The sequence below is a fragment of the Klebsiella sp. X1-16S-Nf21 genome, assembly GCF_002837615.1.
In the GTDB taxonomy this organism is placed as follows: Bacteria; Pseudomonadota; Gammaproteobacteria; order Enterobacterales; family Enterobacteriaceae; genus Klebsiella; species Klebsiella variicola.
Window position 1 is genome coordinate 57,831 of record NZ_PJDK01000001.1, and the last position, 22,521, is coordinate 80,351.

Annotated in this window: 26 protein-coding genes; 6 read left to right on the top strand and 20 right to left on the bottom strand. The window is 59.1% G+C overall.

From position 1 onward, the window contains the following. Positions 1-69: 69 nt before the first annotated feature. From CW267_RS00310 to CW267_RS00365, 12 genes are all read right to left on the bottom strand, one after another. Positions 70-588 carry an anti-virulence regulator CigR family protein gene (locus tag CW267_RS00310; protein WP_008804585.1) on the bottom strand — a complete coding sequence of 173 codons (519 nt, stop codon included), beginning with the start codon at positions 586-588 and terminating at the stop codon, positions 70-72. A 377-nt stretch (positions 589-965) separates the two neighbouring features. Beyond that, a complete protein-coding gene (locus CW267_RS00315; protein WP_012541493.1) occupies positions 966-1,937 on the bottom strand; it encodes an ABC transporter ATP-binding protein in 972 nt (323 codons plus the stop codon). Further along, entirely contained in the window at positions 1,934-2,914 is a 981-nt protein-coding gene (locus CW267_RS00320; RefSeq protein WP_032733146.1) for an ABC transporter ATP-binding protein, read from the bottom strand. The genes CW267_RS00315 and CW267_RS00320 overlap by 4 nt, the downstream gene beginning before the upstream one ends. Continuing rightward, the gene (gene opp4C, locus CW267_RS00325) at positions 2,911-3,861 is read right to left on the bottom strand and encodes an oligopeptide ABC transporter permease (RefSeq protein WP_100780915.1); all 951 of its coding nucleotides are present in this window, start codon (positions 3,859-3,861) and stop codon (positions 2,911-2,913) included. The genes CW267_RS00320 and opp4C overlap by 4 nt, the downstream gene beginning before the upstream one ends. Further along, positions 3,858-4,817, bottom strand: a complete 960-nt coding sequence (locus CW267_RS00330; RefSeq protein WP_008804589.1) for an ABC transporter permease — start codon at positions 4,815-4,817, stop codon at positions 3,858-3,860. Before CW267_RS00330 ends, opp4C begins: the two co-directional genes overlap by 4 nt. Positions 4,818-4,862: 45 nt before the next feature. After that, the gene (locus CW267_RS00335) at positions 4,863-6,566 is read right to left on the bottom strand and encodes an ABC transporter substrate-binding protein (protein ID WP_008804590.1); all 1,704 of its coding nucleotides are present in this window, start codon (positions 6,564-6,566) and stop codon (positions 4,863-4,865) included. Positions 6,567-6,714: 148 nt separating this feature from the next. Further along, the gene (locus CW267_RS00340) at positions 6,715-7,758 is read right to left on the bottom strand and encodes a methionine ABC transporter ATP-binding protein (RefSeq protein WP_032733145.1); all 1,044 of its coding nucleotides are present in this window, start codon (positions 7,756-7,758) and stop codon (positions 6,715-6,717) included. A 52-nt stretch (positions 7,759-7,810) separates the two neighbouring features. Continuing rightward, positions 7,811-8,587: a MetQ/NlpA family ABC transporter substrate-binding protein gene (locus CW267_RS00345; protein ID WP_008804592.1), complete on the bottom strand. Its 777-nt coding sequence runs from the start codon at positions 8,585-8,587 to the stop codon at positions 7,811-7,813. 31 nt (positions 8,588-8,618) lie between these two features. Then, positions 8,619-9,293 (bottom strand): methionine ABC transporter permease, encoded by a 675-nt coding sequence (locus CW267_RS00350; RefSeq protein WP_008804593.1) that lies wholly within the window; start codon positions 9,291-9,293, stop codon positions 8,619-8,621. Position 9,294: 1 nt separating this feature from the next. Next, a complete protein-coding gene (locus CW267_RS00355; protein WP_008804594.1) occupies positions 9,295-10,521 on the bottom strand; it encodes an SfnB family sulfur acquisition oxidoreductase in 1,227 nt (408 codons plus the stop codon). Between the two features lie 270 nt (positions 10,522-10,791). After that, a complete protein-coding gene (locus tag CW267_RS00360) occupies positions 10,792-11,475 on the bottom strand; it encodes a CatA-like O-acetyltransferase, family 1 (protein ID WP_012541497.1) in 684 nt (227 codons plus the stop codon). A gap of 31 nt (positions 11,476-11,506) precedes the next feature. Then, a complete protein-coding gene (locus CW267_RS00365; protein ID WP_022065487.1) occupies positions 11,507-11,890 on the bottom strand; it encodes a VOC family protein in 384 nt (127 codons plus the stop codon). A 90-nt stretch (positions 11,891-11,980) separates the two neighbouring features. Here CW267_RS00365 and CW267_RS00370 point away from each other — a divergent pair, with 90 nt between their 5' ends. Next, positions 11,981-12,751 carry a DeoR/GlpR family DNA-binding transcription regulator gene (locus CW267_RS00370; protein WP_016161215.1) on the top strand — a complete coding sequence of 257 codons (771 nt, stop codon included), beginning with the start codon at positions 11,981-11,983 and terminating at the stop codon, positions 12,749-12,751. A 4-nt stretch (positions 12,752-12,755) separates the two neighbouring features. On the opposite strand, the gene CW267_RS00375 is transcribed toward CW267_RS00370, so the two are convergent. Next, the gene (locus tag CW267_RS00375; RefSeq protein WP_023322746.1) at positions 12,756-13,385 is read right to left on the bottom strand and encodes a LysE family translocator; all 630 of its coding nucleotides are present in this window, start codon (positions 13,383-13,385) and stop codon (positions 12,756-12,758) included. A 249-nt stretch (positions 13,386-13,634) separates the two neighbouring features. On the opposite strand from CW267_RS00375, the gene CW267_RS00380 reads away from it, so the two are divergent. Next, positions 13,635-14,270 carry a carbonic anhydrase gene (locus tag CW267_RS00380; protein ID WP_008804599.1) on the top strand — a complete coding sequence of 212 codons (636 nt, stop codon included), beginning with the start codon at positions 13,635-13,637 and terminating at the stop codon, positions 14,268-14,270. Between the two features lie 36 nt (positions 14,271-14,306). On the opposite strand, the gene CW267_RS00385 is transcribed toward CW267_RS00380, so the two are convergent. The 4 genes from CW267_RS00385 to CW267_RS00400 form a co-directional block, all read right to left on the bottom strand. Then, on the bottom strand, positions 14,307-15,323 hold the full coding sequence (locus CW267_RS00385) for a zinc-dependent alcohol dehydrogenase family protein (RefSeq protein ID WP_206053234.1): 1,017 nt from the start codon (positions 15,321-15,323) through the stop codon (positions 14,307-14,309). 154 nt (positions 15,324-15,477) lie between these two features. After that, positions 15,478-15,687 carry a YdgH/BhsA/McbA-like domain containing protein gene (locus tag CW267_RS00390; protein WP_004202908.1) on the bottom strand — a complete coding sequence of 70 codons (210 nt, stop codon included), beginning with the start codon at positions 15,685-15,687 and terminating at the stop codon, positions 15,478-15,480. Between the two features lie 84 nt (positions 15,688-15,771). Continuing rightward, on the bottom strand, positions 15,772-16,488 hold the full coding sequence (locus CW267_RS00395; protein WP_100780914.1) for a hypothetical protein: 717 nt from the start codon (positions 16,486-16,488) through the stop codon (positions 15,772-15,774). A 45-nt stretch (positions 16,489-16,533) separates the two neighbouring features. Beyond that, complete coding sequence (locus CW267_RS00400; protein WP_012968028.1) at positions 16,534-16,968, bottom strand: winged helix-turn-helix domain-containing protein; 435 nt, start codon at positions 16,966-16,968, stop codon at positions 16,534-16,536. Between the two features lie 400 nt (positions 16,969-17,368). On the opposite strand from CW267_RS00400, the gene CW267_RS30235 reads away from it, so the two are divergent. Continuing rightward, positions 17,369-17,518 carry a hypothetical protein gene (locus tag CW267_RS30235; protein WP_012541503.1) on the top strand — a complete coding sequence of 50 codons (150 nt, stop codon included), beginning with the start codon at positions 17,369-17,371 and terminating at the stop codon, positions 17,516-17,518. A 71-nt stretch (positions 17,519-17,589) separates the two neighbouring features. On the opposite strand, the gene CW267_RS00405 is transcribed toward CW267_RS30235, so the two are convergent. Further along, positions 17,590-18,426, bottom strand: a complete 837-nt coding sequence (locus CW267_RS00405; protein WP_100780913.1) for an MBL fold metallo-hydrolase — start codon at positions 18,424-18,426, stop codon at positions 17,590-17,592. 7 nt (positions 18,427-18,433) lie between these two features. Then, entirely contained in the window at positions 18,434-18,949 is a 516-nt protein-coding gene (locus CW267_RS00410) for a hypothetical protein (RefSeq protein ID WP_023340262.1), read from the bottom strand. A gap of 156 nt (positions 18,950-19,105) precedes the next feature. Here CW267_RS00410 and CW267_RS00415 point away from each other — a divergent pair, with 156 nt between their 5' ends. Next, entirely contained in the window at positions 19,106-19,990 is an 885-nt protein-coding gene (locus tag CW267_RS00415; RefSeq protein WP_032700936.1) for a LysR substrate-binding domain-containing protein, read from the top strand. Here the strand turns inward: CW267_RS00415 and CW267_RS00420 are convergent. Next, a complete protein-coding gene (locus tag CW267_RS00420) occupies positions 19,987-20,913 on the bottom strand; it encodes an AraC family transcriptional regulator (RefSeq protein WP_032754554.1) in 927 nt (308 codons plus the stop codon). The two genes, CW267_RS00415 and CW267_RS00420, sit on opposite strands and share 4 nt — an antisense overlap. A 98-nt stretch (positions 20,914-21,011) precedes the next feature. On the opposite strand from CW267_RS00420, the gene CW267_RS00425 reads away from it, so the two are divergent. Continuing rightward, a complete protein-coding gene (locus tag CW267_RS00425) occupies positions 21,012-21,764 on the top strand; it encodes an SDR family oxidoreductase (protein ID WP_016161208.1) in 753 nt (250 codons plus the stop codon). A gap of 169 nt (positions 21,765-21,933) precedes the next feature. Next, positions 21,934-22,413, top strand: coding sequence for a hypothetical protein (locus CW267_RS31155; protein ID WP_133124732.1), 480 nt, complete (start codon positions 21,934-21,936; stop codon positions 22,411-22,413). Positions 22,414-22,521 lie beyond the last annotated feature (108 nt).

The window sequence follows — 22,521 nt, forward strand, 5'->3', positions numbered from 1 at the left end:
AGTTGTCATTCTCCAGCGCCAGGCACAAAAAAGCCTCGCCGGGGCGAGGCTTTTCAATAAGCTGGTGATTTAGTCAAACACACCGTTAATCACGGCGGTCACGATGGCAGTGCTCAGGGCGACCAGCACCAGGTCATCGCCGACCGCGCGCCATTCATAGCCTGGATAATAGGGCAGGTCGTTAATCATGGAAGCCGGCAGGGTCTTTTTCGCGATACCCGGAGGGAGCGGTTTGCCGCGGGCAACATTTTTGGCGATACCCGGAGGCAGCGCCTGATAGCCGACCAGACCGTAGTTCACGGCAAGGGAGCGCGCCCGTGAGAAGCTAATATCGCTGTCGACGTGGTCGGGTTTACCGTAGTTTTTGCGGTTGCCATGCTCGTCAGCAGACTGACCTTTATTCTGGCCTTTATTACCATGGTCGCCATTATTGCCATGATTGCCGCTATTGCCATGGTTACCACTGTTCCCGTGATTACCACCGCCATTACCGTTGCCATTACCCGGATTGGCATACGCCGGCGCGGCCATGACGGCAAGAGAAATAACCGCCGCCAGTGCTGTTTTGAGAGTGCGACGCTTAAGCATGATGTTGTTTCCTGAATGGGGAGTACACGCTTAAAACATAAGAGAAAGCTATACCCCTGGCAATCTCATCATTTCTTATTTTTTGCCGGTTTTTAATCACCGGCGGGGAAGATAAAGGGAAAGGGATAGCGGGACGCGGACAGGCAATTCCATTGCTGCGTTTTGACAGACGGGCGACCGCGCCCCGCTAAATGTGTTGCCGACAGGATCGCTCCCGGGCGTAGAGAAAAAAATGCCCGAAGCCATCGGGCAAAAATGAACAAAAATATTACGCTTCATTCATAACGCGTCTCACAAGACGGGGCGGATAGTAAATCCTGGCGCTGCCGCGCACAATCGGACGGTTGTTTAGAAATAAATAACCCCATCGACTGTGCTCAGGACGCGACCCCATGGCAGGCGACCCGATGGCCCGGGGCCACCTCGCGCAGCGCCGGAGCTTCTCTCCTGCACCGCTCGCTGACCTGCGGGCAGCGGGATGAAAAGCGGCAGCCGGGGGGCGGATTGGCCGGATCCGGGATCTCACCTTGCACCAGCGCCTGCGGTTCACTGTGCGGATCGAGGGTGGGCACCGCGGCCAGCAGGGCGCGGGTATAGGGATGGAGGGGGCGGCTGAACAGCGCATCGCGGCTGGCGCTTTCCACCAGCTGTCCCAGATACATCACCGCCACATCATCACATAAATGTTCCACCACCCCGAGGTCATGGGAGATAAACAGGAACGTGACGCCGCGCTCGTCGCGCAGGTCGGAAAACAAATTGATGATCTGCGCCTGAATCGACACATCAAGGGCCGAGATGGGCTCATCGGCGACGATAAAATCCGGATTGAGGATCAGCGCCCGGGCAATACCGATCCGCTGGCGCTGGCCGCCGGAGAACTGATGCGGGAAGCGGGCATAGTGCTCCGGCGCCAGGCCACAGATCTTCATCACGGCGATCACCCGGTCATACAGCTCATCGCGGGTGCACAGCTTGTGCTGCAGCATGGCTTCGCCAATCGCGTCGCCAATACGCAGCCGCGGGTTCAGCGAGCTATAGGGGTCCTGAAACACCAGCTGCATTCTGGGCCGGATGGCGCGCAGGGCAGGCGCGGTCAGGTCGGCCAGCTCCTGACCGTGAAATTTCACGCTGCCAGCACTCTTCTCATACAGGCCAAGCAGGGTCCGGCCGACGGTGGTTTTACCACTGCCGGACTCGCCCACCAGGCCAAAAATGGTGCCCGGACGGATGTTAAAGCTGACGCCGTCCACCGCGCGAAGCTCGCCGGTCTGCTGGCCAAACAGGCCGTCGCGCAGCGGAAAATATTTTTTCAATCCATCCACTTCAATAACATAGCGTTCGCTCATGCTGTCGCCTCCGCAAATTCGCTGTAAAAGCAGGCGGCCCGCTGGCGCTCACCGAGCAGCGGCGGAATCGCCTCCCGACAGCGCGCCGTCGCCCGCTCGCAGCGCCCGGCAAAGGCGCAGCCCGCCGGCAGAGCGGCCAGATCCGGCACCTGGCCGGGAATAGAGTACAGCCGCCGACGCCGCTCACCCGGCACCGGGCGGGAGGCGATCAGCCCACGCGTGTAAGGATGTTGCGGATGCCGTAGCACCTCTGCGGTGGCGCCCTGTTCCACGATCCGTCCGGCATACATCACCACTACCTGCTCGGCCATCTGCGCGATCACTCCAAGATCGTGGGTAATCAGCATCATCGCCATCTGGCTGGCCCGCGCCCGGTCGCGCAGCAGGCGCAGGATTTGCGCCTGCACGGTGACGTCCAGCGCGGTGGTCGGTTCGTCGGCAATCAGCAGTTTGGGCTGACAGCTCAGCGCCATGGCGATCATTACCCGCTGCAGCATGCCGCCGGAAAGCTGGTGAGGATAGCGGGTCATCAGGCTGTCGCCGCGCGCCAGGCCGACCTCGCTTAACAGCTGGATGGCCTGCTGCCAGGCGGCTTTCGGCGTGGCGCCGAGGTGGCGGATCGGTGGTTCGCACAGCTGCTCCCCGATGGTCAACACCGGGTTCAGGGCCGACATCGGTTCCTGAAAGATCATGGCCAGTTGGTGGCCGCGCAGGTCGGCCATCTGTCTGGCTTTCAGCCGCAGCAGATCGCGGTCCGCGAAGCGGATCTCGCCGCCGTCGATGCGCGCCGCCTGCGGTGGCAGGAGACCCATCAGCGCCATGGCGGTGACGCTTTTGCCGCAGCCGGATTCGCCCACCACGCCAACGGTTTGTCCGGCCTGAATGGTGAAAGAGACCTCCTGCACCGCGCGCACGCGGGTGCGTTCGCCGGCGAAAGAGACGGAGAGATGATTAAAGGAGACTAACGGCGTGGTCATTTCAGCCTCGGTTTCATATTGGGATCCATGGCGTCGCGCAGGCCGTCGCCCAGCACGTTGATGGCGATCACGGTGATAAAGATGGCGATGCCCGGCGGCATCCACAGCCAGGGGCGGCGCTGGAAATCGATCAGGCTGTTGGCAGCATCCATCATATTGCCCCATGACGGCGTCGGCGGTACCACGCCGAGGCCGAGATAGCTCAGCGCGGATTCACTGAGAATGGCGTTGGCGACGGCCATGGTCGCCATCACCACCAGAATCGGAATGGTATTCGGCAGCAGGTGGCCAAACAGCCGGCGACGCGCCGACAGGCCCAGCACCTGGGTGGCCAGCATAAAATCGCGTTCGCGCAGGGAGAGACATTGTCCGCGCACCAGCCGCGCCAGTCGGGGCCACTCCAGCAGGCTGAGCATCACCACCACCATATAAATGCGCGAGTCCGGGGAAAAATCGAGCTCAGAAAGCATCGCCCCGGCGACGATCAACAGCGGTAACCCGGGGATAGTCATCACCAGGTCGGCCACCCGCATGATCAGTTTGTCGGTTAACCCGCCGACATAACCCGAGAGGGCGCCGAGCAGGTAGCCGAGGCACACCGACATCACCATGGTCAGCAGGCCGATAATCAGCGAGATGCGCCCGGCCAGCAGCAGGCGGGTGTAGACATCGCGACCAAGAAAATCGGTCCCGAGCCAGTGTTCCGCCCCGGGCGGCTGGTTGATGCTCAGGGCATCGGTGGCATCATCTCTCCATGGCGACCAGACGGGCCCCAGCACGCACCATACCGCCATCACCGCCAGCAGGATCAGGCAGAACATGGCCAGCCGTTTACGGCGCAGCTGTCGCCATCCCTGGCGCCAGGGAGAGGGGGGAATATGCGCCAGCGCCGGGATAGCCGCCTGCCGCTGGCGGCGACGGGAAGCAAAGTAAGACAGGATCATCATGACCTCACCCGAATACGCGGATCGGCCCAGGCGTACAGCACGTCGGCGAGCAAATTCCCGACGATCGTCAGCACCGCCAGAAACAGGGTAAACCCCATCAGCACCGGATAGTCGCGGGCGGCCAGCGAGTCGATATGGATGTGGCCTGCCCCCGGCCAGTTGAACACCTTTTCGGTAATGATCGCCCCGGAGAACAGCCCCGGCAGCTCGAAGCCCAGCAGGGTGATAATCGGCAGCAGGGCGTTGCGCAGGGCATGCTTGAGGATCACCGTGCGCTCCTGCAATCCCTTGGCGCGGGCGGTACGGATAAAATCCATTTTCACCACGTCGAGCATACTGGCGCGCACATAGCGCGTCAGGCTGCCCGCCTGCAGCATCACCAGCGCCAGCACCGGCAGCGCCAGGTGGGCGGCCACTTGCAGCACATACTGCCAGCCGCTCTCGTCGCTGCCGGTATTGGTCATCCCGCCTACCGGTAGCCAGTGGAGATCGACGGCGAACCATTTAATCAGCAGCAGGCAGAGGAAAAAGGTGGGGAACGACATGGCGGCAAACACCGCGACGCTCACCAGATGATCAAACCAGGAGCCGGGTCGCAGGGCAGAAACCACGCCGACCGCCAGGCCAATGCCCCAGTAAAAGACCAGCGCGACGCTGGCCAGCAGAAAAGAGTTCCAGATGTACTGGTTGAGCAACTGGCTGACCGGGATCTGATACTGCAGTGAAAAGCCTAAATCACCGCGCAGCAGCTGTCCCAGCCAGTGGAGGTAGCGGGTGAACAGCGGCTGGTCGAGGCCGTAGATCGCCTTCAGCTCTGCGGCGCGGGCGGCGGTCAGGGTGATATTGCCATCGATAAAGTCGCCGGGGGTTTTGGCAAACAGCATAAAAATAATGAAGGAGGCCAGCAGCAGCATCGGCAGCGTTTGCAGCAAGCGCCTCAGGATGAAATTTTTCATGATGGTCTCACATCAGCCGCCGGTTAACCCGGCGGCCAGGGGGATTTACTTGACGATTTTTACATCCGGCAGGCTGCCGGTCAGGCCGTTGTAGATATCCGGCTTAAAGCCGCTGACGCGGGCGCTGCTGGCGGAAAGAATGTTGCGATAGCCAAGCAGGATCACCGGCGGATCGTCGGCCAGCACTTTATACAGCTGGTGGTAGATCGGCTTGCGCTGTTCAATGTCGAGCACCGCGTTGCCGGCGTTAATCAGCTTATCGACTTCCGCGTTATGGTAGCCGGACTCTTTAGCTTCGCTGCTGTAAAAATCCCATACCCCGTCGTGCGGGTCGTTGAGGGTGCTGGTGCTAAAGGAGGCCAGATCGTAATTTCCGGCTTTACGCTGCGCCATCAGGGCATTGAAATCCACCACCTGCGGCTTCAGCAGTACGCCAATCTGCCGCCAGTTCTCCTTGGCGATGGGGATCAGAGCGTCGTTGAGCACCTTCTTGCTCACCAGCAGGGTCAGCTCCAGGCGCTGGCCGTCTTTGGCGCGGATACCGTCGGCGCCAGGTTTCCAGCCGGCCTCATCCAGCAGCTTTTTGGCCTGTGCCGGATCGTAAGGGTAAGGGTTGACGCCTTCAGCGTTAAAGGCCCAGGAGATCGGGGCGATCGGCTCGATGGCGACTTTGCCGTACCCCTGATAGACCACGTCGATCAGCTTCTGCCGATCCAGGCCGTAAATCAGCGCCTGGCGCACGCGCTTATCCTGCAGCGCCGGGCGATGCACGTTGAACTCCACCTGGCTGTAGTCGCTGGAGCCGTAAAGATTAATGTTGGCGAAGCCGAGCATTTTCAGCTGCTCAATATCGTCGGGGCGTGAGGTAAAGGCGTCATAGTCGGTCTCCCCGGTCTGGAACAGCTGGAAGTTGGTCGACGGATTGGTCACGCGGTAGATAAAGCGCGGTGTTGGCGGCGTTCCGCGGTAAAAATGGCTATTGGCATGGAAGCGTATTTCCTGACCGGGAATGTATTTGTCGTACACGTAAGGGCCGTTGCCCAGTGGCTTGCCGTGCAGTGAACGCAGATAGTCGAGATTTCCCCGCTGATATCCTTTGCCGTACCAGGCTTTCGACAGCACCGGCCCGCCAATTTTGGCCAGCGTGGTGGCGCCTGGCTGCGTGGTGGTCACCTGCAGGGTGAGCGGGTCGATGACCTTCAGGCCGCTGACGCTGTCAGCTTTGCCGGCTTTGTAGTCCGCGCCGCCGGCGATATTGGCCAGGGTGATGTCGGTATCGCCATCATATTTGGGGTCGAGCAGGACCGTCAGGGTAAAGGCGACATCTTCCGCCGTCAGCGGTGAACCGTCGCTGAAGGTCAGGCCAGGGCGCAATTTGATGGTATAGACTTTACTGTCCGGGCTGACCGTCCAGCTCTCCGCCAGTCCCGGGACCAGCTTACCCTGACTGTCCCAGTCAATCAGGCGTGAAAAAATGACGTTAGTCACGTTCTCATCCCAGCCGTTGACGAAAAAGTAGGGGTTAAAGATCCCCTGCGGCTCGGAGATCCCGGCCACCACCGTGTCTTTCCGCAGTTTGGCGCTGGCCGGGATCTGGCTGGCGTCGGTGGCCGGGGTGATGCCTTCTTTCAGGATCCCTTCCGCATGGGCAACAGAAGAAAATGCTACCACGCCGCCGAGCAGGGCCACTTTTAGCGCCAGGGCGAAGCGGGTTTTTCGGGTTTTTAATCCTTGTTGTAATCTGGACAAAAGTGCTACCTCATCAAATAATTGCGTGGTTATTTACAATTCATGACGAAAGATAAGAGGCGCACTTCGCCCTGTCTAACACTGAAACGCTATGATTTATAACTAATTATCCTTAGCAAAGGATCGGGAATATAATCCCATTCGATGGCTAAGAAGCAGTGGTTTCCGCTGTCTGATGATGGTGGGTCAGAATGCTGTCTGCGACCCAGCCATCCTGCGCCAGCGCGCTGGCGGCCAGCGGCCCGCTCAGCCGGACCTGCAGCTGGCCGATCACCCGGCCCTGAATGCGCTCGCAGTTGCTGTACAGCAGTCGGGCGTCGCCTCCCAGCAGGCTGGCGATATGCTGCAGATTGGGTTCGCGACCGCTGCTGCCGTCAAAACGTAAGGTCACGATCTGCTCGCCGTCGCGCAGCGCTGGCCCGGCCTCCGGGCGATCGGGGTGCTGCAGGCCGAGCATGGCGCGCGTCACCGGGTGCTGCGGGTTGCCAAACACGCGCCAGACATCGCCCTGTTCGACAATGCGCCCGCCCTCAAGCACGCTGACCCGATCGCAGAGGGTGCGAATGACCTCCATTTCGTGGGTGATCAGCACGATTGTCAGGCCCAGGCGCTGGTTAATCTCCTTGAGCAGGGTTAGCACCGACAGGGTGTTTTCCGGATCCAGCGCTGAGGTTGCCTCATCGCACAGCAGAATTTCCGGCTGAGTGACCAGCGCCCGGGCGATGCCGGTCCGCTGTTTCTGGCCACCGGAGAGGCGGGCCGGGTAGCTGTCGCGCAGCGCGCTGAGGCCCACCAGCTCAAGCATCTCGCTGACCCGACGCTGGCGTTCGCCGGCCGGGACGCCAGCCATCTTCAGCGGCAAGGCGATGTTCTGCGCCACGGTTTTGGTGGCCATCAGGTTAAAGTGCTGAAAAATCATCGCCACCCGCCGACGCAGATCGCGCAGCTGGCGCGTGGAGTAGCGCACGGTTGACTCGCCGTGGATGAACATCTCGCCGCTGTCGGCATTTTCCAGACGATTAAACAGGCGCAGCAGGGTGGATTTTCCGGCGCCGCTGCGGCCGATGATGCCGAAAATTTCGCCCTGACGGATGGTCAGGTCAATGTCCTGTAGCGCCTGCACGCCGTTAGGATAGGCTTTGCTGATACCAGCAAACTCAATGTGGGTCGGTGGGGCGGGGATATGCGTCACGATGATGCGCTCCGTTAGCCCGGGCAGCGGCTGACGCCGCTGCCCGCGGTGATTAGAATCCAGGTAAAATTTTGCCCTGATAACGCGTCAGAATGAACTGACGAACTGCGTCCGAATGCAGCGCTTGCGCCAGCTTCTGAATGCCCGGGTCCTGAATATTGTCCGGGCGCGCCACCAGATATTCGACGTACAGATCGCTGCCTTTTTCCACCAGCAACGCTTTATCGGTGTCGATACCGGCCTCCAGCGCATAGTTGGCAAAGATAAAGGCCAGGTCGACCTGCTTCACCGCGCGCGCCAGCATGGCGCCCTCCAGTTCGCGGATCTTAAAGTGATGCGGGTTGCTGGTAATGTCCTTGGTTGCCGATTGCGGGTTGTGCGGATCCTTGAGGGTAATCAGCCCGGCGTTGCTTAACATCACCAGCGCGCGGCCGGTGTTCACCGGATCGTTAGGGATGGCGATCGTGGCGCCGTCAGGCACCGCGGCGAGGGTCGTGTATTTGCTGGAGTAGGCGCCGAAGGGCTCGATATGCACTCCCACCACCGGTACAAGGTTGGTGTGGCGGGTCTGGTTGTAGTTATCGAGGAATGGCCGGTACTGGTAGTAGTTGGCGTCGAGGTGTTTCTCCGCCAACTGCTGGTTAGGCTGAATAAAATCGTTAAACACCTTGACCTGTAAATCGACGCCTTCCTTTGCCAGCACCGGCTTCACAAATTCAAGGATTTCCGCATGCGGCACCGGCGTGGCGCCGACGATCAGCGTCTCGTTAGCCAGCGCTGCGGTGGAGAAGAGGGCCAGCAGTCCGGCGGCAATAATGGATTTTTTCATGATAAGGGTTTCCTGAGCAGAGAAGGGTAAGTTATTTGCGGCTGACGTAGCGCACCAGGCGGTCGCCGCTCATTTGCAGAAGCTGTACCAGCGCAATCAGCATCAGGACGGTGACCACCATCACGTCAGTCTGAAAGCGCTGATAACCAAAACGAATGGCCAGATCGCCCAGCCCGCCGCCGCCGATCACCCCCGCCATCGAGGTGTAGTCGACCAGCAAAATGGCCGTCACGGTCACGGCGGCGATCAGCCCGGCCCGCGACTCCGGCAGCAGCGTGTGCCAGATAAGCTGCCAGGTGCTGCCGCCCATCGACCAGCTGGCCTCCACCAGGCCGTGCTCCACTTCGCGCAGGGCGGTTTCCACCAGCCGGGCGAAGAACGGGGCGCAGCCGGCGACCAGCGGCGGAATGGTTCCTTCCACCCCCAGCGAGGTGCCGGTCAGCAACGTGGTCACCGGGATCATCACGATGAGCAAAATGATGAACGGCAGGGATCGCAGTACGTTGACGCACAATGACAGCAGGCGGTAAAGGCGCGGGGCGTACAGCAAACGCGGCTCGCCGGTGAGATAGAGCACAATCCCCAGCGGAAGCCCCAGCAGTACGGTCCATCCCAGCGACCAGGCCAGCATGGTAAGGGTATCGAGGGCGGCCTGGGCCACATCGTTCCAGTCGATTTCCGCGAAAAACGCCAGCAGACTCGTCATATCAGTTCCAGTCATGTCGTTGCGGGCGAATGCCGTTCAGCACCCAGTTGCCAAGCAGCTGATACTTCCAGCGAACCGGGTCGTGCAGGGTGTGCACCCGGGCATTGCGCCAGTGGCGGTCGAGGTTGAGCGACTCACCGGTGGCGCGAGTGCCCCCCAGCTCGAACAGGCGGCTGGCGGCCTCCAGCGCCACTTCGGTGGTCCAGATTTTGGCGCGGGCGACGGCCAGCGACGCCTCGGCGACATGCTCCTCGCTGAGGTCATTTTTATAGCGGTCGAGCACCCGTCCCGCCCGCTCCAGCAGCGCGTCGGCTGCGGCAAGGCGGCTGTCCAGTTGACCGATATGGTAGATAGTCAGCGGATCGTCGCTCGCCTGCGCCACACCGGCGTCGATCCACGGCCGGGCGCTGTGGCGTACGAACGCCACGGTATCGTCCAGCGCCGCGCGGGCGATCCCGGCGTCTATCGCCGCGGTGGTCAGCTGGGCGAACGGGCCGGCAAGGGTCGGGCTGGCGTAGGACTTCCAGGTTGGGAAAAGGTGGAAAGGATTAACCGGAAGATTATCGGCCAGCACGGTGCCGCTGGCGGTGGTGCGCTGACCGAGGCACGCCCAGTCGTTGACCACCGTCAGCCCCGGGCTGTTCTGGGGGACGAAAGCGAGCTGGGCGCGGTCGTCGGCGTCCAGCGCCAGAATGCCAATCCAGTGGGCGTACAGCGAGCCGGTGCAGTAGCCTTTACGGCCATTGATCCGCAGACCGTCTGCGCCTTCCTCGATACGGGTACGAATATCAAGGACCGTTTTCCCCCCGGTTTCCGACAGGGCATTGGCGAAGCGATAGCCCTGTAATACCTGGGCGAAAAAGAACGCCTGCTGGTCGTCGCTACCCTGCAGACGAATATCCTCCAGCAGGCAGTAGTGGTTCTGGGGTATCTGGCCTAACGACGGATCCGCTGCAGAGAGAATGGCGATAACCTGCGCGAGGGTCGCGGCCGAGACCTCGGCGCCGCCAAAGCGGCGCGGCACCGTGATGCCCCACAGTCCGCTGTTGGAATAGGTGTTGACGATCTCCGCCGGGACAATGCCCGTCCGGTCGCGCTCGGCGGCGCCGGGTTTGAGCACGGCGGCGATCTCATGGGCGATGGCGAGGGCTTCCGCATCGCTGGCAATAATATGCGCCTGCGGCGTGGACTGGGTGTAAGGCTGTGCGGGTGAACTGGCTGACATCATCTTCTCTCTTATTCAGTGAATAGCTTATGCAAAAATTAGATAAATAAATAATTCATAATGCCTGTGGGTTATATGTGTGGGTAAGCAAAACACGTGCCAGCGAGAGAGGAAGGCGCAGTCGTGATAGGAAGCGGGTTGGCTATGTCAGCTGATGGAGCGGACTGCTGCAAATGCAGCGCCGTTTTGCGCCGGCTGTTGCAAAGGCAACAGGAGAGGAAAGCGACCGCCGGACCGAAGGAAGGCTGTCAGGCGGTGAGCGTGGCGAGGACCTCAGCGTTTCTTTGCCGCAGGGGCGAGCAGTGAGGGTGCGGTCTCGGTTAACGGTTGCCAGAGCCGCTCGGGGTCGCTAAATCCCTCTTCCACGAGAGCAAAAAAGCGGCTGGCGTGGAGACCGTCGACGAAGGCATGGTTAAACCGCCCGGCCACCGGGATCACGCCGTTCTGTAGTTTCCCCCAGGTAAGCGCGGGCACCGCCGCGCCTACGGCATATTCCGCATGGGTCATCGAGGTGAAGTGGAGCCACGGCAGACAACTGGCGCAGATAAAATGCTCGCCATCGACGATGAGCGGCGCCGGCGTTGTCTCTCTTGCCGCGACGATCTTCGGCGTTGCCGCATCGCTGAAGGTGGTGAACTCGGGGGCGTTGTCGCACCATACCTGGCGGAATCCTTCCTCGACGGTCATCACCGGCGTCATTACCGCCAGGCTGTCATATTCAATCACCTCATCATTGCGCACGCGCTGCCGTAGCTGCGGTACTCCGTTTGCCGCGCGCAGTAGCGCATAGAGCGCGAGCTGAAAAAACGAGACCCGACGGTCCTTCGCACATTCGTACAGGCGCTGCGCCGCTATCGGGACACAGAGGTTAAAGCTGGGGTTGGCAAATTGTCGGTAAAAGGTGAAATGGTCCCGGCGGGGCCAGGTCGCGGTGTCGATAATTCGGTAACGTGCCATGAATGCCTCCTGAATACTGGCGGTCTGCTGACTATGCGACGATTTCAATCAGGTTGCCATCGGGATCGGCGATCACCGCCTCATAATAGCCGTCGCCGGTGGTACGCGGCGGCGAAACCAGTATCCCCGCATCCTCGGCGCGTTGGGCGAGGGCATCGACCTGTTCCGCCCCGCCCACCGAGAGGGCCAGATGCGCCCAGCCGGTATGGTTATTATCCGCGCTGGCCGGCTGCAGGCCAGGCTTGGTCATCAGCTCGATCACCACCTCGTCCTCGATGGTGACAAAATAGGAGGCAAAGCCGGGGTTGGTCTGGCTGAGGTATTTTTCATTGATGCTGGCGGCAAAGAACTCCACCCAGAAGCGGGCCTGGACGTCGAGCTGTTGGGTCCACAGGGCGAAATGGGCAATTTTCATGGTAAACCTCCGGGCAGGAACATTGACAATCAAAGCAGCGCAGACGATCATGCTTGCTGTTGCTCGTTTTTGATAATTTAAGGAGTCATCGTGCTCGATTATGCTGCTTTTCCCCAACAGCGACAAGCGTTGATTTGCCAGATCCTGCAGGAAAACGGCAGAGTGGTGTGCGCGGAGCTGGCGGCGCGGCTTCAGGTGTCGGAGCACACCATCCGCCGCGATCTGCATGAGCTCAGTCGCGAGGGGTTCTGTAAAAAGGTGTATGGCGGGGCGGTGCTGAGCCTGCCGGAGGCCGGGGACTACAGTGAACGGAAAGATAAAAATCGAGCAACAAAAGTCAGGATCGCGCAACAGTGTGCCAGGCTGGTGAAGCCCGGCGGCACGATTTTCGTCGATACCGGGACCACCAATCTGGCGATGGCCGAGGCGCTACCCGCTGAGCTGGCGCTGACGGTGGTAACGAACTCCCCGGAGATCGCCGCGGTACTGGTGAAAAAACCGTTGTATGACGTGGTGATCCTCGGCGGCCAGGTGCAGCGGGCGAGCGGCGGGTGCGTCGGCGCCGCGGCGGTGGCTCAGGTGCAGGGCATGTTATTCGATCAGGGTTTTATCGGCGGCTGCGCCATGGCGCCAGAGTCGGGCCTGACCGGTTTTGACTACGCCGACTGCGAGTTCAAGAAAGCGGTGATTAAGCAGTGCAGCGAAATTATCGTCGGCCTGACCTCGGATAAAATTCCGGCAGTGGCACGGTTTGTGGTGGCCGCGAGCAGCGATATCGATGTGCTGGTGGTGGAAGAGAACATCAGTCGCGAATATCGCGTTGCCTTTCAGCAGCACGATATTCGCATCCATACCGTGTAACCCGTTAGCGGGTGAGGGAGGTGGCGATAAGCCGCAGGCCCAGCGCCCCCAGCACCGTCGCGGTGGCGATGTCGATCCGCCGCTTCAGCCGCAGGTAGACGCGCCGCGGGCGATCGGCAGACAGCACCAGCGCCACCAGCGAATACCAGCTGACGTCAATCAGAAAGCTCATCAGCGGCACGATGTAGTAAAACGCGGTGGGGATCTGCGCTGGCAGCAGAGCGGTAAAAATTGAGGCGAACACCAGCGCGGTTTTGGGATTGCTCAGCTGGGTATACAGCCCATCGCGGAAGGTCTTCAGCAGCGAATGGTTGCCAGCCATGCCGCTGGCGGAAAAGTCCATCGGCTGCGCCGACCCGCGGAAAATTTTATAACCAAGCCACAGCAGATAGATCCCGCCCGCCACCTTCAGCCCAATAAACAGTTCCGGCACCGCGGTGAGCACCTTCTGCAGGCCCAGCATCGCCATAATGGAAAAAATGGCGGCGCCGGCGCCAGTACCGAGGGCGGTCACCAGACCGTGCACGCGCGAGCGAGCGACGGCATTGCGCGCGACAAAGATAAAGCTTGGGCCGGGACTGATCACGCCCATGATCAGCACCGCGGCAATGGCCATCAGGCTGGATAAGAACATAGCGACTCCTGTGATGTCCGCCGCCGGCAGGCGGTCGGTAACCTGTGAACGGTTGGGGTAGACAGAGTAGCAAACTGGTTCAGGAAATCACGTCAAAAAGGTGTGGATAAGGCAGGGCGGCGCGGGCGGTGGCGGCGCGCGTTTTCTGCGCAACTGTTTGAATAACGATTCCCATTCTTGTCATCAATGGTAAACTGAATAACTGTGATCTTTGTCATACCGTAATAACTACAGAGAAGAGACACTGCTATGCAACATATCATTGAGGGCTTCCTCAACTTCCAGAAAGAGATCTTCCCCCAGCGTAAAGAGCTCTTCCGTAGCCTGGCCTCCAGCCAGAATCCCAAAGCGCTTTTCATCTCCTGTTCAGACAGCCGTCTGGTGCCTGAACTGGTAACCCAGCAGGAGCCGGGACAGCTCTTTGTCATTCGTAACGCCGGGAATATCGTGCCGTCTTTCGGGCCGGAGCCAGGTGGCGTTTCTGCTACCATCGAATATGCCGTCGTTGCGCTGGGCGTGACGGATATCGTGATCTGCGGCCACTCCAACTGCGGCGCGATGAAAGCGATCGCCACTTGCCAGTGCCTTGAGCCGATGCCGGCGGTGTCCCACTGGCTGCGCTATGCTGATGCCGCGAAAGCAGTGGTGGAAAAGAAAACCTGGGCCAGCGAAACCGATAAGGTCAACGGCATGGTGCAGGAAAACGTCATCGCTCAGTTGAACAACATCAAAACCCATCCGTCGGTGGCGGTCGGTCTGCGCGACCATACCCTGCGCCTGCACGGCTGGTTCTACGACATTGAAAGCGGCGACATTCAGGCGCTGGATAAAAACACGAAATCCTTTGTTTCGCTGTCGGAAAATCCGGACGTCTTCTTCGAATAAAGCCGTTCTCAGGGCACGGAGGCCCTGTTCATCCCCTCACCACTCCACGCAAATTTTGCCAAAATGGGCGCCGCTTTGCAGATAGCGAAAGGCATCCGGTAAGGCTGTAAAATCAAACACTTTATCGATAACCGGCCGCGACGCCTGCAGGTTCAGGGCGTTGACGTAGTCCTGTTGTTGCCGTCTATTACCTACCACCAGCCCCTGCAGTCGGGCCTGTTTACTCATCAGCAGATGGGTGGGGACATGGCCCTCGAAGCCGGTCAGGACGCCGATCAGGGCGATGTGTCCGCCAACACTGACCGCCTCGAACGACTGCCCCAGGGTGCCCGGACCGCCCAGCTCCAGAATGAGATCGGCCCCGCGATGGCCGGTGATATCCTGCACCGCGGCGCCCCATGCCGGGGTGGTGCGGTAATTGATGAGATGATCGGCCCCCAGGGCGCGAGCGCGGGCGAGTTTTTCATCTGACGACGAGGTGACGATCACCTGCGCGCCCATACTTTTCGCCAGCTGCAGGGCGGTTATCGACACGCCGCCGGTACCAAGCGTCAGCACCGTATCGCCTGCTTTTAACCGTCCTTCGACGACCAGCGCACGCCAGGCGGTAAGACCGGAGGTGGTGATGGTTGCCGCCTCCCTGAAACTCCACCCCTCAGGCGCATGGGTAAAATGGCTGGCCGGCCTGACGACATACTGGCAGGCGAACCCCTCCGCGCCATCGCCCGGGGTCTGACTGAAGTCGCTCACCAGCGGACCGGGGCGGCCATCCAGCCACTGCGGGAAAAAGCCAGCGACCACCCGGTCACCCGGCTGAAATTCGTTCACTCCGGCGCCAACCGCTTCCACCACGCCGGCGCCATCCGCCATCAGGATCCGCCGATCGGCGGTGGGAATTACCCCCGTTGCGACCAGCAAATCATGGTAGTTCAGCGAGGTGGCGTGCAGCGCCACCCGGATCTCTCCTGCAGCGGGCGCCCCGGGGTCAGCAAGATCGACAAGCAGCAGGTTCTCAAGCGAACCGGGTTTTTTGACTGTCCAGGCTTTCATCATCAGGCTCTCTTTTCTGGAGGATACAGTCAGTATTGGTCGGGAATGGAGCGAGCGCCACAGCATGCCTGTCGGCAAAACGCTGAAAAGGGAAAGGCGGAAAAAAATACAGCGCCGTTAAAAACGGCGCTGTATTTATCGCTAACGGCTAAAAGGCTTATTTGCTCAGTTCAGCCGTCATGTGGACGCGATTATTAAACTGGGCGCTGGTGATTTTATAGGATGCACCCTGTTCCGCGGCCTGGGCGGCGATTTTTGCTTCAGCCCGGTCCAGGGTCGAGGCGGTAGCGCTGACGCTCTGGGCGAAGCTGACAGAAGAGAACAGAGACAGTGCCGCAACTGCAACGAAAGTTTTGATGGATTTCATGGTCGTATTCCTTAATCTGGTGTCTGATAAAGGGCTTTTCGCCCTGATGTGGTAAAGAATACGCTTGAATGTTGCAGGCTAAAATCAAAACAATTTGCGAATATTATTCAAATAATATGAATGATTTTTCGCCGCGTGCAACGCAGCCTGCCGCTGTCGGGCAGGCTTTGCCCCTGGCGTATAACTGGCAAGGTCGGGTGAGAGCGGGTTAAACGTTGGCCCGGAGATCATAAAATGATGAAAATGAGCATGGCTGACCAGGTGAAAATTAACCTTAATCCGTTCCAGTCCGTTATAGACTCGCTTGCGATTGATCCCCAACGTGGCCGCCAGTTGATTCACCGACTGTCCCTTCATGGTGGCGGCGATTATCCGCCTTTCCAGAAGGTTGAGGGGCGCTCGCTGACGGGAAGAGGTACTCTGACGCTGATGACGCGGCACCAGAGGCCAGCGACGATCGGCCAGCCTGCGCAAAAGGCGGCCAACCTCCGGAACGCTTTCCCGCTGGCTAACCCACAGGAGGGTATCCGCGAAAAAGGCGCGTCCGCGCCTCACGTTGCCGGCCGAGGTAAAGCCGACCACCAGACTCTGATAACGCAGGGCTAATTCAGCGGCGGCCTGATAATCGTGAAAGTTTTCCAGCGATAAAATAATCACATCCAGCCCAGCCGGATCGGGAAAATGGCTGAGTGGCAGCGAATGAATAATGTTCAGCCCGGGCAGGGTCTCCTGAATATCTCTGAAACACTGGGCGAGGCCGATATTAAAAAAAAGATTATTGCTGTGAATTAAAATATTCAACGGATAAACCCTGTTACAAGCGATGTAAACGGCGCGGAGAGGGGATTAGCTGCGTACCAGAAGTTTATTCATATCAGCAGGCGAGGCATTAATATAATTCATCATGCCCGGTGGTTTGAATGAGTAAATTTCGGCTACGACAGCATTGTTAATATAATACCCTGCGCACTTGACCCGAATAATTAATGCGCTTTCAACGCCTGCCTGGCTAAGACGGGATTTTAACGTCTGAATAACCTGCCATAATCGCTGCGCAGACGGGCGAAGGTTATTTTTTTCCCAGACGTTAATCATCAACTCTTCATCGCTGACCACCCGTTCTCTGCCATGCGCCAACAGATATTCCAGTAAACAGGCCATGGTACTGCGTAGCTGAACTTGCGTTCGCGTCCCTCGCAGCGCGATAATTTCCCGATGATGCAGGCAGTAGAAAATATTATCTGCTAACTTATAGCCAAGCAGTTTATAGCCCTTAGTCATCCACCACTCCCTGACAAATCCAGTTATTGCCGGTGCAGAGTACCTGCCTGCTGCTGACTGACCAAGTGAATTTTATTTGTTAGAATAATCAAAACAAATAACCATGTTTGTATACATAAGTAGAATAAAAATCTGATAAATGATTATTGCTCTACAGGATTGTATGGTATAGGAAAAGTCTTAAACAAACGTCAGCCGCTGGTAAGCGGTTGAATATATAGGTGTCAGGAAAAACTAAATGCACTTATATTGATCTAGATCAATTTTGCTCATTTCAGGAGGCTTTAACCATTTACATAGTAAAACAAAGATTGAAATAACTTCCGTTACGCGATGATAAGCTGATTCTGAACTTATGGAACTACCCAGGGAATTGTTCATTACTTTTCAGGAGCGTTTTATGGTCATTGCAACTCGTAAGCCTCTGTGTAACAAACGCTGGTCGGCCAGCCCGGCCTCCCAGGATCTTCAGTTGACTCAGCTACGCCACCCGTGGGTCGCCACCAAAGCCAGCTGCAAAAGCAAAAAAGCCTGGAAAAGCCGCAGTTAGCGGCCTGCCCAACCCCCTGACATAAAGCCCTGCTTGTTCCTGCGGACAAGCAGGGCTTACCTCTGCGACCTTTACACCGACTGCAACAGATAACCAGAAGGCGTCTCCACCACCCTGGCAAAGCCGGGCAGACCAAGATGCATGCCGGCGATCAGCCATTGTTCGCTGGCGGCCTGGCGCAGCAGACATTCCCGGGTTTGTCGGGCCTGTTCAGAATCGACGTCGAAGGCGACCGACACCGACGGCCGGGTGGTCTGAATGGTCGGGAAATGGACAATATCCCCCCAGATCAGCAGCGAGGTATCGCCCGCCTCGAGACGATACCCGGTATGGCCGGGCGTATGGCCGGGCAGAGGGCACGGGTGGATCCCGGCGACCGTCTCCTCACCATCAACTTCGCGAATTTGCGCCGCGCAGATTGCCAGTACGCGGTGGACGAGCAGCACGTTGCGCCGGCCGCGATCGCTGGCGTTGTCCAGTGTGGATGCCGCCAGCCAGTAAGCGCGTTCCCGCGAAGGCAGGAACACCGTGGCGTTGGGATACGCCGGGGCGCCGGTTGCCGTCAGCAACCCGCCGATGTGATCCGGGTGCGCGTGGGTGAGGAGGATGGTGTCAATCTCCTCAGGGCGTACGCCGAGCAGCGCCAGAGTGGCGATAAGCGCACCGCCGACGCCATTGACTCCCCCGGTGCCGGTATCCACCAGTACGGTGTGCCCGCGTCCGCGGATAAGGTAGGCGCCGATCGCAATGGCCTCCGGTGAGGCTAACCCGGCGTTCCGCTGCAGGCGCTCCGCCTCCTCAGGCGTGATACCCGAGAGTAAGGACAGTGGCGCCGACATCTGACCATCACTGACGGCGGTCACCGTCAGATCGCCTGCGGTCAACGTATAAAAAGGAGCTGGTGTCATGGTGACCTCATGCGCGTTGCGCCGGGTTACGTAACCGGGCGGTGATGGGCTGATAGATAAAGACGGCGGCAGCCGTGGCCAGGTGATGCAGATCGTCACGCGGGACAATGGCGGCATACCGGGTTTGTTGCGTCGCCAGGCCGCCAGGCAGCAGGACGATTGCCGGGGAGATGGGTAGCGTCTGAGGCGTATCGCTCAGCAGGAGCACCTCATCAGACCGGACCTCCCGCACGCCGCTATCTGCAACATAGAGGTGGCGGTGCCAGTCGGTGATCGCCGATTGCCAGCGGGCAAAATGGCCGCCACCGTTGCGGCGGTAGGCGTCGCTGTCGATGACGGTAGCATCGTGGATATCGTGCAGCGCCAGGTAGCGGGGGCACTCCTCGTTGAGGGCGCGGAAGCGCTGAGAGGCGTAAAAACCGGGCACAGAGACCAGCGCCGGCAGTTTTTCCTGATTGTAAAAGGTATTCCACGCTGTTTCGCTTTGGGGATCGGTGTAGGCGCATTCGACGACATAGAGCATAGTGACCTCGATGGACAGATGATTGAGCGCGCAAAGCGCTTTAGTGACTTTTCATCATCCTATCGGCTAAAAATGGCGCTGAAAAACGATGTTAATTCAATGGTCAGTGATATTCTGTCACTGACTTTCGGTGAGCCTGCACAAGGAGCATTGGCTATGCGTCGTAAAATCCCCAGCAGCGCTGCGCTACTGGCTTTTGAGGCCGCTGCCCGTCACGGCAACTTTGCCCGCGCGGCGGCGGAACTCGCGTTAACGGAAGGGGCCATCAGCCGGCAGATTGCCCGTCTGGAAGCGCTCCTCGACAGTAAACTCTTCGACAGGACGGGGAGCCGGGTGCGGCTCAATCCGGCTGGCGCCCGCTATGCCCGCCAGGTCCGCGAGATCCTCGCCCGTCTGGAGCGGGACACCCACGACGTCAGCGGGATGCCCTCCGATGGACATAGTCTGGAGATCGCCGTGCTCCCCACCTTTGCCAGCCGCTGGTTAATTCCCCGGCTTGGACGCTTTGCAGCGCAGCATCCGCATATCGTGGTCAATATTGCCGCCCGCAGCGATCCCTTCATCCTCCCGGGCAGCGGTTTTGATGCCGCCATCCATTTTGATCACCCGGCGTGGACTGGCATGGATGTGACCTTTTTGTTCGAGGAGTATCTGCTGCCGGTCTGTCATGCGGCGCTGCTGACGAATGACGATCTCCCCGGGCAACTGAACCGATTGCCGCGCATTCACCGGCGGCAGAACCCTGACGCCTGGCTGCTCTATGCCCGGGAATGCGGGCTGGCGCTGGATAATCCGGCGCAGGGGCCGCGCTACGATCTGCATGAGATGGCCATCGCCGCGGTACTGAGTCAGCAGGGGGTGGCGCTGGTGCCGAAGATGTATGTGGAAAGCGAGCTGCGCGCCGGGACGCTGGTCGCTCCGTGGCCGGGCTCCCCGACGCTGGCCAAGCGCTTTTGTCTGATCAAACCCGGTGGCGGGGAGGGAGAGCTGGCGCTGCAGGTGTTTGAGCGCTGGCTGCAGACGGAGATTGCAGCCGGTTAAGTCAGGGCTGGCCCGGGGGGAGGCTGCGTCGCCCGCTGGCGGGCATATTTCCCCGGCGATATCCCGGTATAGCGGGTAAAGGCTACGCTGAACGCGCTGGCCGAGCCATAGCCGATGCGCTCGGCGATATCCGCAATGCTGATGCCCGTCTCGCTCAGCCACTGCATGGCCAGGGTCATTCGCCAGCCTAACAGATAGCCCATCGGGGTCATCCCGGTCAGGTCGGTAAAGCGTTCAAATAACGTCGAGCGAGACAGCGCGCAGTCGGCGGCCAGGGCGTTGACCGTCCAGCGTCTGGCGGGGGCCTGATGCAGCAGGCGGATTGCCTGGGCGACCCGCGGGTCGCTCAGCCCGCGCATCAGACCGGGGGTGGCGAGCGTGCCGGAGGAACGGATGGCCTCGATAAAAAGTAGCTCAACCATCCGCGCCAGAACGAAAGATTTGCCCGCGCGATCCGCCTTCGCTTCCTCTTTCAGCAGCCCGACAAAGGTGGCCAGCCGCGGTTGATTGCGGACCACCACAAAGGCTGGCAACAGCGAGGCCAGCAGGCTGGCGTTCGTTGAACCGGAAGCGCAGTGGCCAATCAGCGCCTGCATCTGCGCAGGCTTGTCGAGGGCTCCAAGCCGAAAGTGTCCCTCCGCCAGTTGCACCGGGATGGTCTCCAGCGCCGGTGAAGGGGGCGGGGTCAGGCTGGTTAGCGCGAAGCGGTACGCCGCCGGGATCAGAATAAAATCCCCGGCGCGCAGGATCTGCGGCTCATGCTGGTCTATTTCCAGCCGACAGCCGCCTTCCAGCACGACGCCATAAAATGACAACCCCTGGTCCGAGCGTATCACTCGCCAGTCTCCCGCCCCCTCAACGGTTTTGGTCAGCACCGCTCTGAGATTTAGCATGGCAATAACCTCCGCCAACGGATCGCTCATTTCCGGACTCCTGCTAAAGAATGATGGATTATTGACCCTATATCGTCCGACACGGCCTGTCTATGATCAAAAGGAAGAAGCCATTCGGAGACAGAGATATGCAAACGATAATGATCACCGGCTGTTCATCGGGTTTTGGCCTGGAGACGGCGCGTTATTTTCTCGAGCAAGGCTGGAAGGTTATTGCCACGATGCGCGCTCCGCAGGAAGGTGTGTTGCCCGCCAGCGACCGTCTGCGGCTGGTGCGTCTTGACGTCACTTCGGCGCAGAGTATCGCAGAGGCCATTGCCGAAGCCGGAGAGATTGATGTGCTGGTTAACAACGCCGGGGTGGGGATGCTTAATGCCCTGGAGGGCGCGTCGCGCGAGGCGATAGCAGACCTGTTTGCCACCAATACCCTGGGAACGATTGCCATGACCCAGGCGGTGATCCCCCGGTTCAGAGCGCGCCGAAGCGGGACGATCGTTAATATTACCTCGGCGGTCACCCTGCAACCGATGCCCCTGCTGGCGGTATACACCGCGAGTAAGGCGGCGGTGAATGCCTTCACGGAGTCGCTGGCGCTGGAGCTTCGTGCTTTTAATATTCGCGTCGGGTTGATCCTGCCGGGACGCGCTCCCCAGACCCGCTTCGGGGAAAACGCTCGTCGAACGATGGGCCAGCTCCCGGAGAGCTATGCGGCGCTCGGCCAGCAGATCTTCGACAGCATGCAGGATAACGCCAGCGTGACGCAGACGACGGATGTGGCTCAGGCCGTCTGGCGAATGGTGCACGATCCTGATGCCCCTTCGCGGCTGCCGGCAGGGGAAGATGCCCTGGCGATGGCGCAGGCCAGTCTTCGCCGTGTCTGAAGACAATATGCGGGTCTTGTCTGTCAGACGGTAGGTGCGCAAGCTGCCGCTGCGCTTTATGGCCGGGGAATATTATCCCTGTCAGTATCGTCTGGATAATATTAGCGGGTTATACGACATAACGGTCAGGCGGCGCTTACTGATGTAAATCAGAAAAGCAATGTATTTCATGGTGCGTTTTCGCCGCTTATTCTGGATATGTGCGAACCGCCCGCCATATTATGACATCATCAATGGCTCAGGTCTTTTATATGTAAATTCTCAATGTAATTCGGGCGTTAATCTTAAAAAGTTAGTCTGGCCCGGTTGGGGCTGGACTTTCTTTATTCTACTATGGCAGGGTTTCATCCCTGCTGTACCGCGCGCTCGCTTTTTTACGCCAGGGAATAGTTTTCAGTACGGAATATTTCTTTGGTGGATTATGAAGATAAAACGAACATTACTCATCATACTTTCCCGTGTTATCAGGGGAGCAGGTATGGGATTAGGTACTTCAGGTATCGCGCTGGCTGGCTGGTCTTTTTTTTTCTCAGTAAATGAATATAAATTTCTCTGGGGTTTACTTTCAGTTGTGGAATTCCTGGTGGGGTATCTGATATATCGATTTTCATATGCATATATTTATGATGAATGGAATGATTATCATTAAAAATTAAACGGCGTGGTCTGTTGATCGATTTTTGATGCTCATGACTGTGGAGTAAAAATATGAGTGTGATGGGTGCCCTTTCAAATACTTGAAGTGTCGTTTTGCCAG

Bases quoted from the DNA above. Each gene is read 5' to 3' on its own strand.
- CW267_RS31155 (WP_133124732.1), top strand. From the start codon at position 21,934: ATGGTGCGTTTTCGCCGCTTATTCTGGATATGTGCGAACCGCCCGCCA.
- CW267_RS00400 (WP_012968028.1), bottom strand. From the start codon at position 16,968: ATGACTAAGGGCTATAAACTGCTTGGCTATAAGTTAGCAGATAATATT.
- CW267_RS00360 (WP_012541497.1), bottom strand. From the start codon at position 11,475: ATGGCACGTTACCGAATTATCGACACCGCGACCTGGCCCCGCCGGGAC.
- CW267_RS00420 (WP_032754554.1), bottom strand. From the start codon at position 20,913: ATGAGCGATCCGTTGGCGGAGGTTATTGCCATGCTAAATCTCAGAGCG.
- CW267_RS00380 (WP_008804599.1), top strand. From the start codon at position 13,635: ATGCAACATATCATTGAGGGCTTCCTCAACTTCCAGAAAGAGATCTTC.
- CW267_RS00390 (WP_004202908.1), bottom strand. From the start codon at position 15,687: ATGAAATCCATCAAAACTTTCGTTGCAGTTGCGGCACTGTCTCTGTTC.
- CW267_RS00350 (WP_008804593.1), bottom strand. From the start codon at position 9,293: ATGACGAGTCTGCTGGCGTTTTTCGCGGAAATCGACTGGAACGATGTG.
- CW267_RS00310 (WP_008804585.1), bottom strand. From the start codon at position 588: ATGCTTAAGCGTCGCACTCTCAAAACAGCACTGGCGGCGGTTATTTCT.
- CW267_RS00365 (WP_022065487.1), bottom strand. From the start codon at position 11,890: ATGAAAATTGCCCATTTCGCCCTGTGGACCCAACAGCTCGACGTCCAG.
- CW267_RS00345 (WP_008804592.1), bottom strand. From the start codon at position 8,587: ATGAAAAAATCCATTATTGCCGCCGGACTGCTGGCCCTCTTCTCCACC.
- CW267_RS00410 (WP_023340262.1), bottom strand. From the start codon at position 18,949: ATGCTCTATGTCGTCGAATGCGCCTACACCGATCCCCAAAGCGAAACA.
- CW267_RS00415 (WP_032700936.1), top strand. From the start codon at position 19,106: ATGCGTCGTAAAATCCCCAGCAGCGCTGCGCTACTGGCTTTTGAGGCC.
- CW267_RS00385 (WP_206053234.1), bottom strand. From the start codon at position 15,323: ATGATGAAAGCCTGGACAGTCAAAAAACCCGGTTCGCTTGAGAACCTG.
- CW267_RS00425 (WP_016161208.1), top strand. From the start codon at position 21,012: ATGCAAACGATAATGATCACCGGCTGTTCATCGGGTTTTGGCCTGGAG.
- CW267_RS00375 (WP_023322746.1), bottom strand. From the start codon at position 13,385: ATGTTCTTATCCAGCCTGATGGCCATTGCCGCGGTGCTGATCATGGGC.
- CW267_RS00355 (WP_008804594.1), bottom strand. From the start codon at position 10,521: ATGATGTCAGCCAGTTCACCCGCACAGCCTTACACCCAGTCCACGCCG.
- CW267_RS30235 (WP_012541503.1), top strand. From the start codon at position 17,369: ATGGTCATTGCAACTCGTAAGCCTCTGTGTAACAAACGCTGGTCGGCC.
- CW267_RS00330 (WP_008804589.1), bottom strand. From the start codon at position 4,817: ATGAAAAATTTCATCCTGAGGCGCTTGCTGCAAACGCTGCCGATGCTG.
- opp4C (WP_100780915.1), bottom strand. From the start codon at position 3,861: ATGATGATCCTGTCTTACTTTGCTTCCCGTCGCCGCCAGCGGCAGGCG.
- CW267_RS00405 (WP_100780913.1), bottom strand. From the start codon at position 18,426: ATGACACCAGCTCCTTTTTATACGTTGACCGCAGGCGATCTGACGGTG.
- CW267_RS00315 (WP_012541493.1), bottom strand. From the start codon at position 1,937: ATGAGCGAACGCTATGTTATTGAAGTGGATGGATTGAAAAAATATTTT.
- CW267_RS00320 (WP_032733146.1), bottom strand. From the start codon at position 2,914: ATGACCACGCCGTTAGTCTCCTTTAATCATCTCTCCGTCTCTTTCGCC.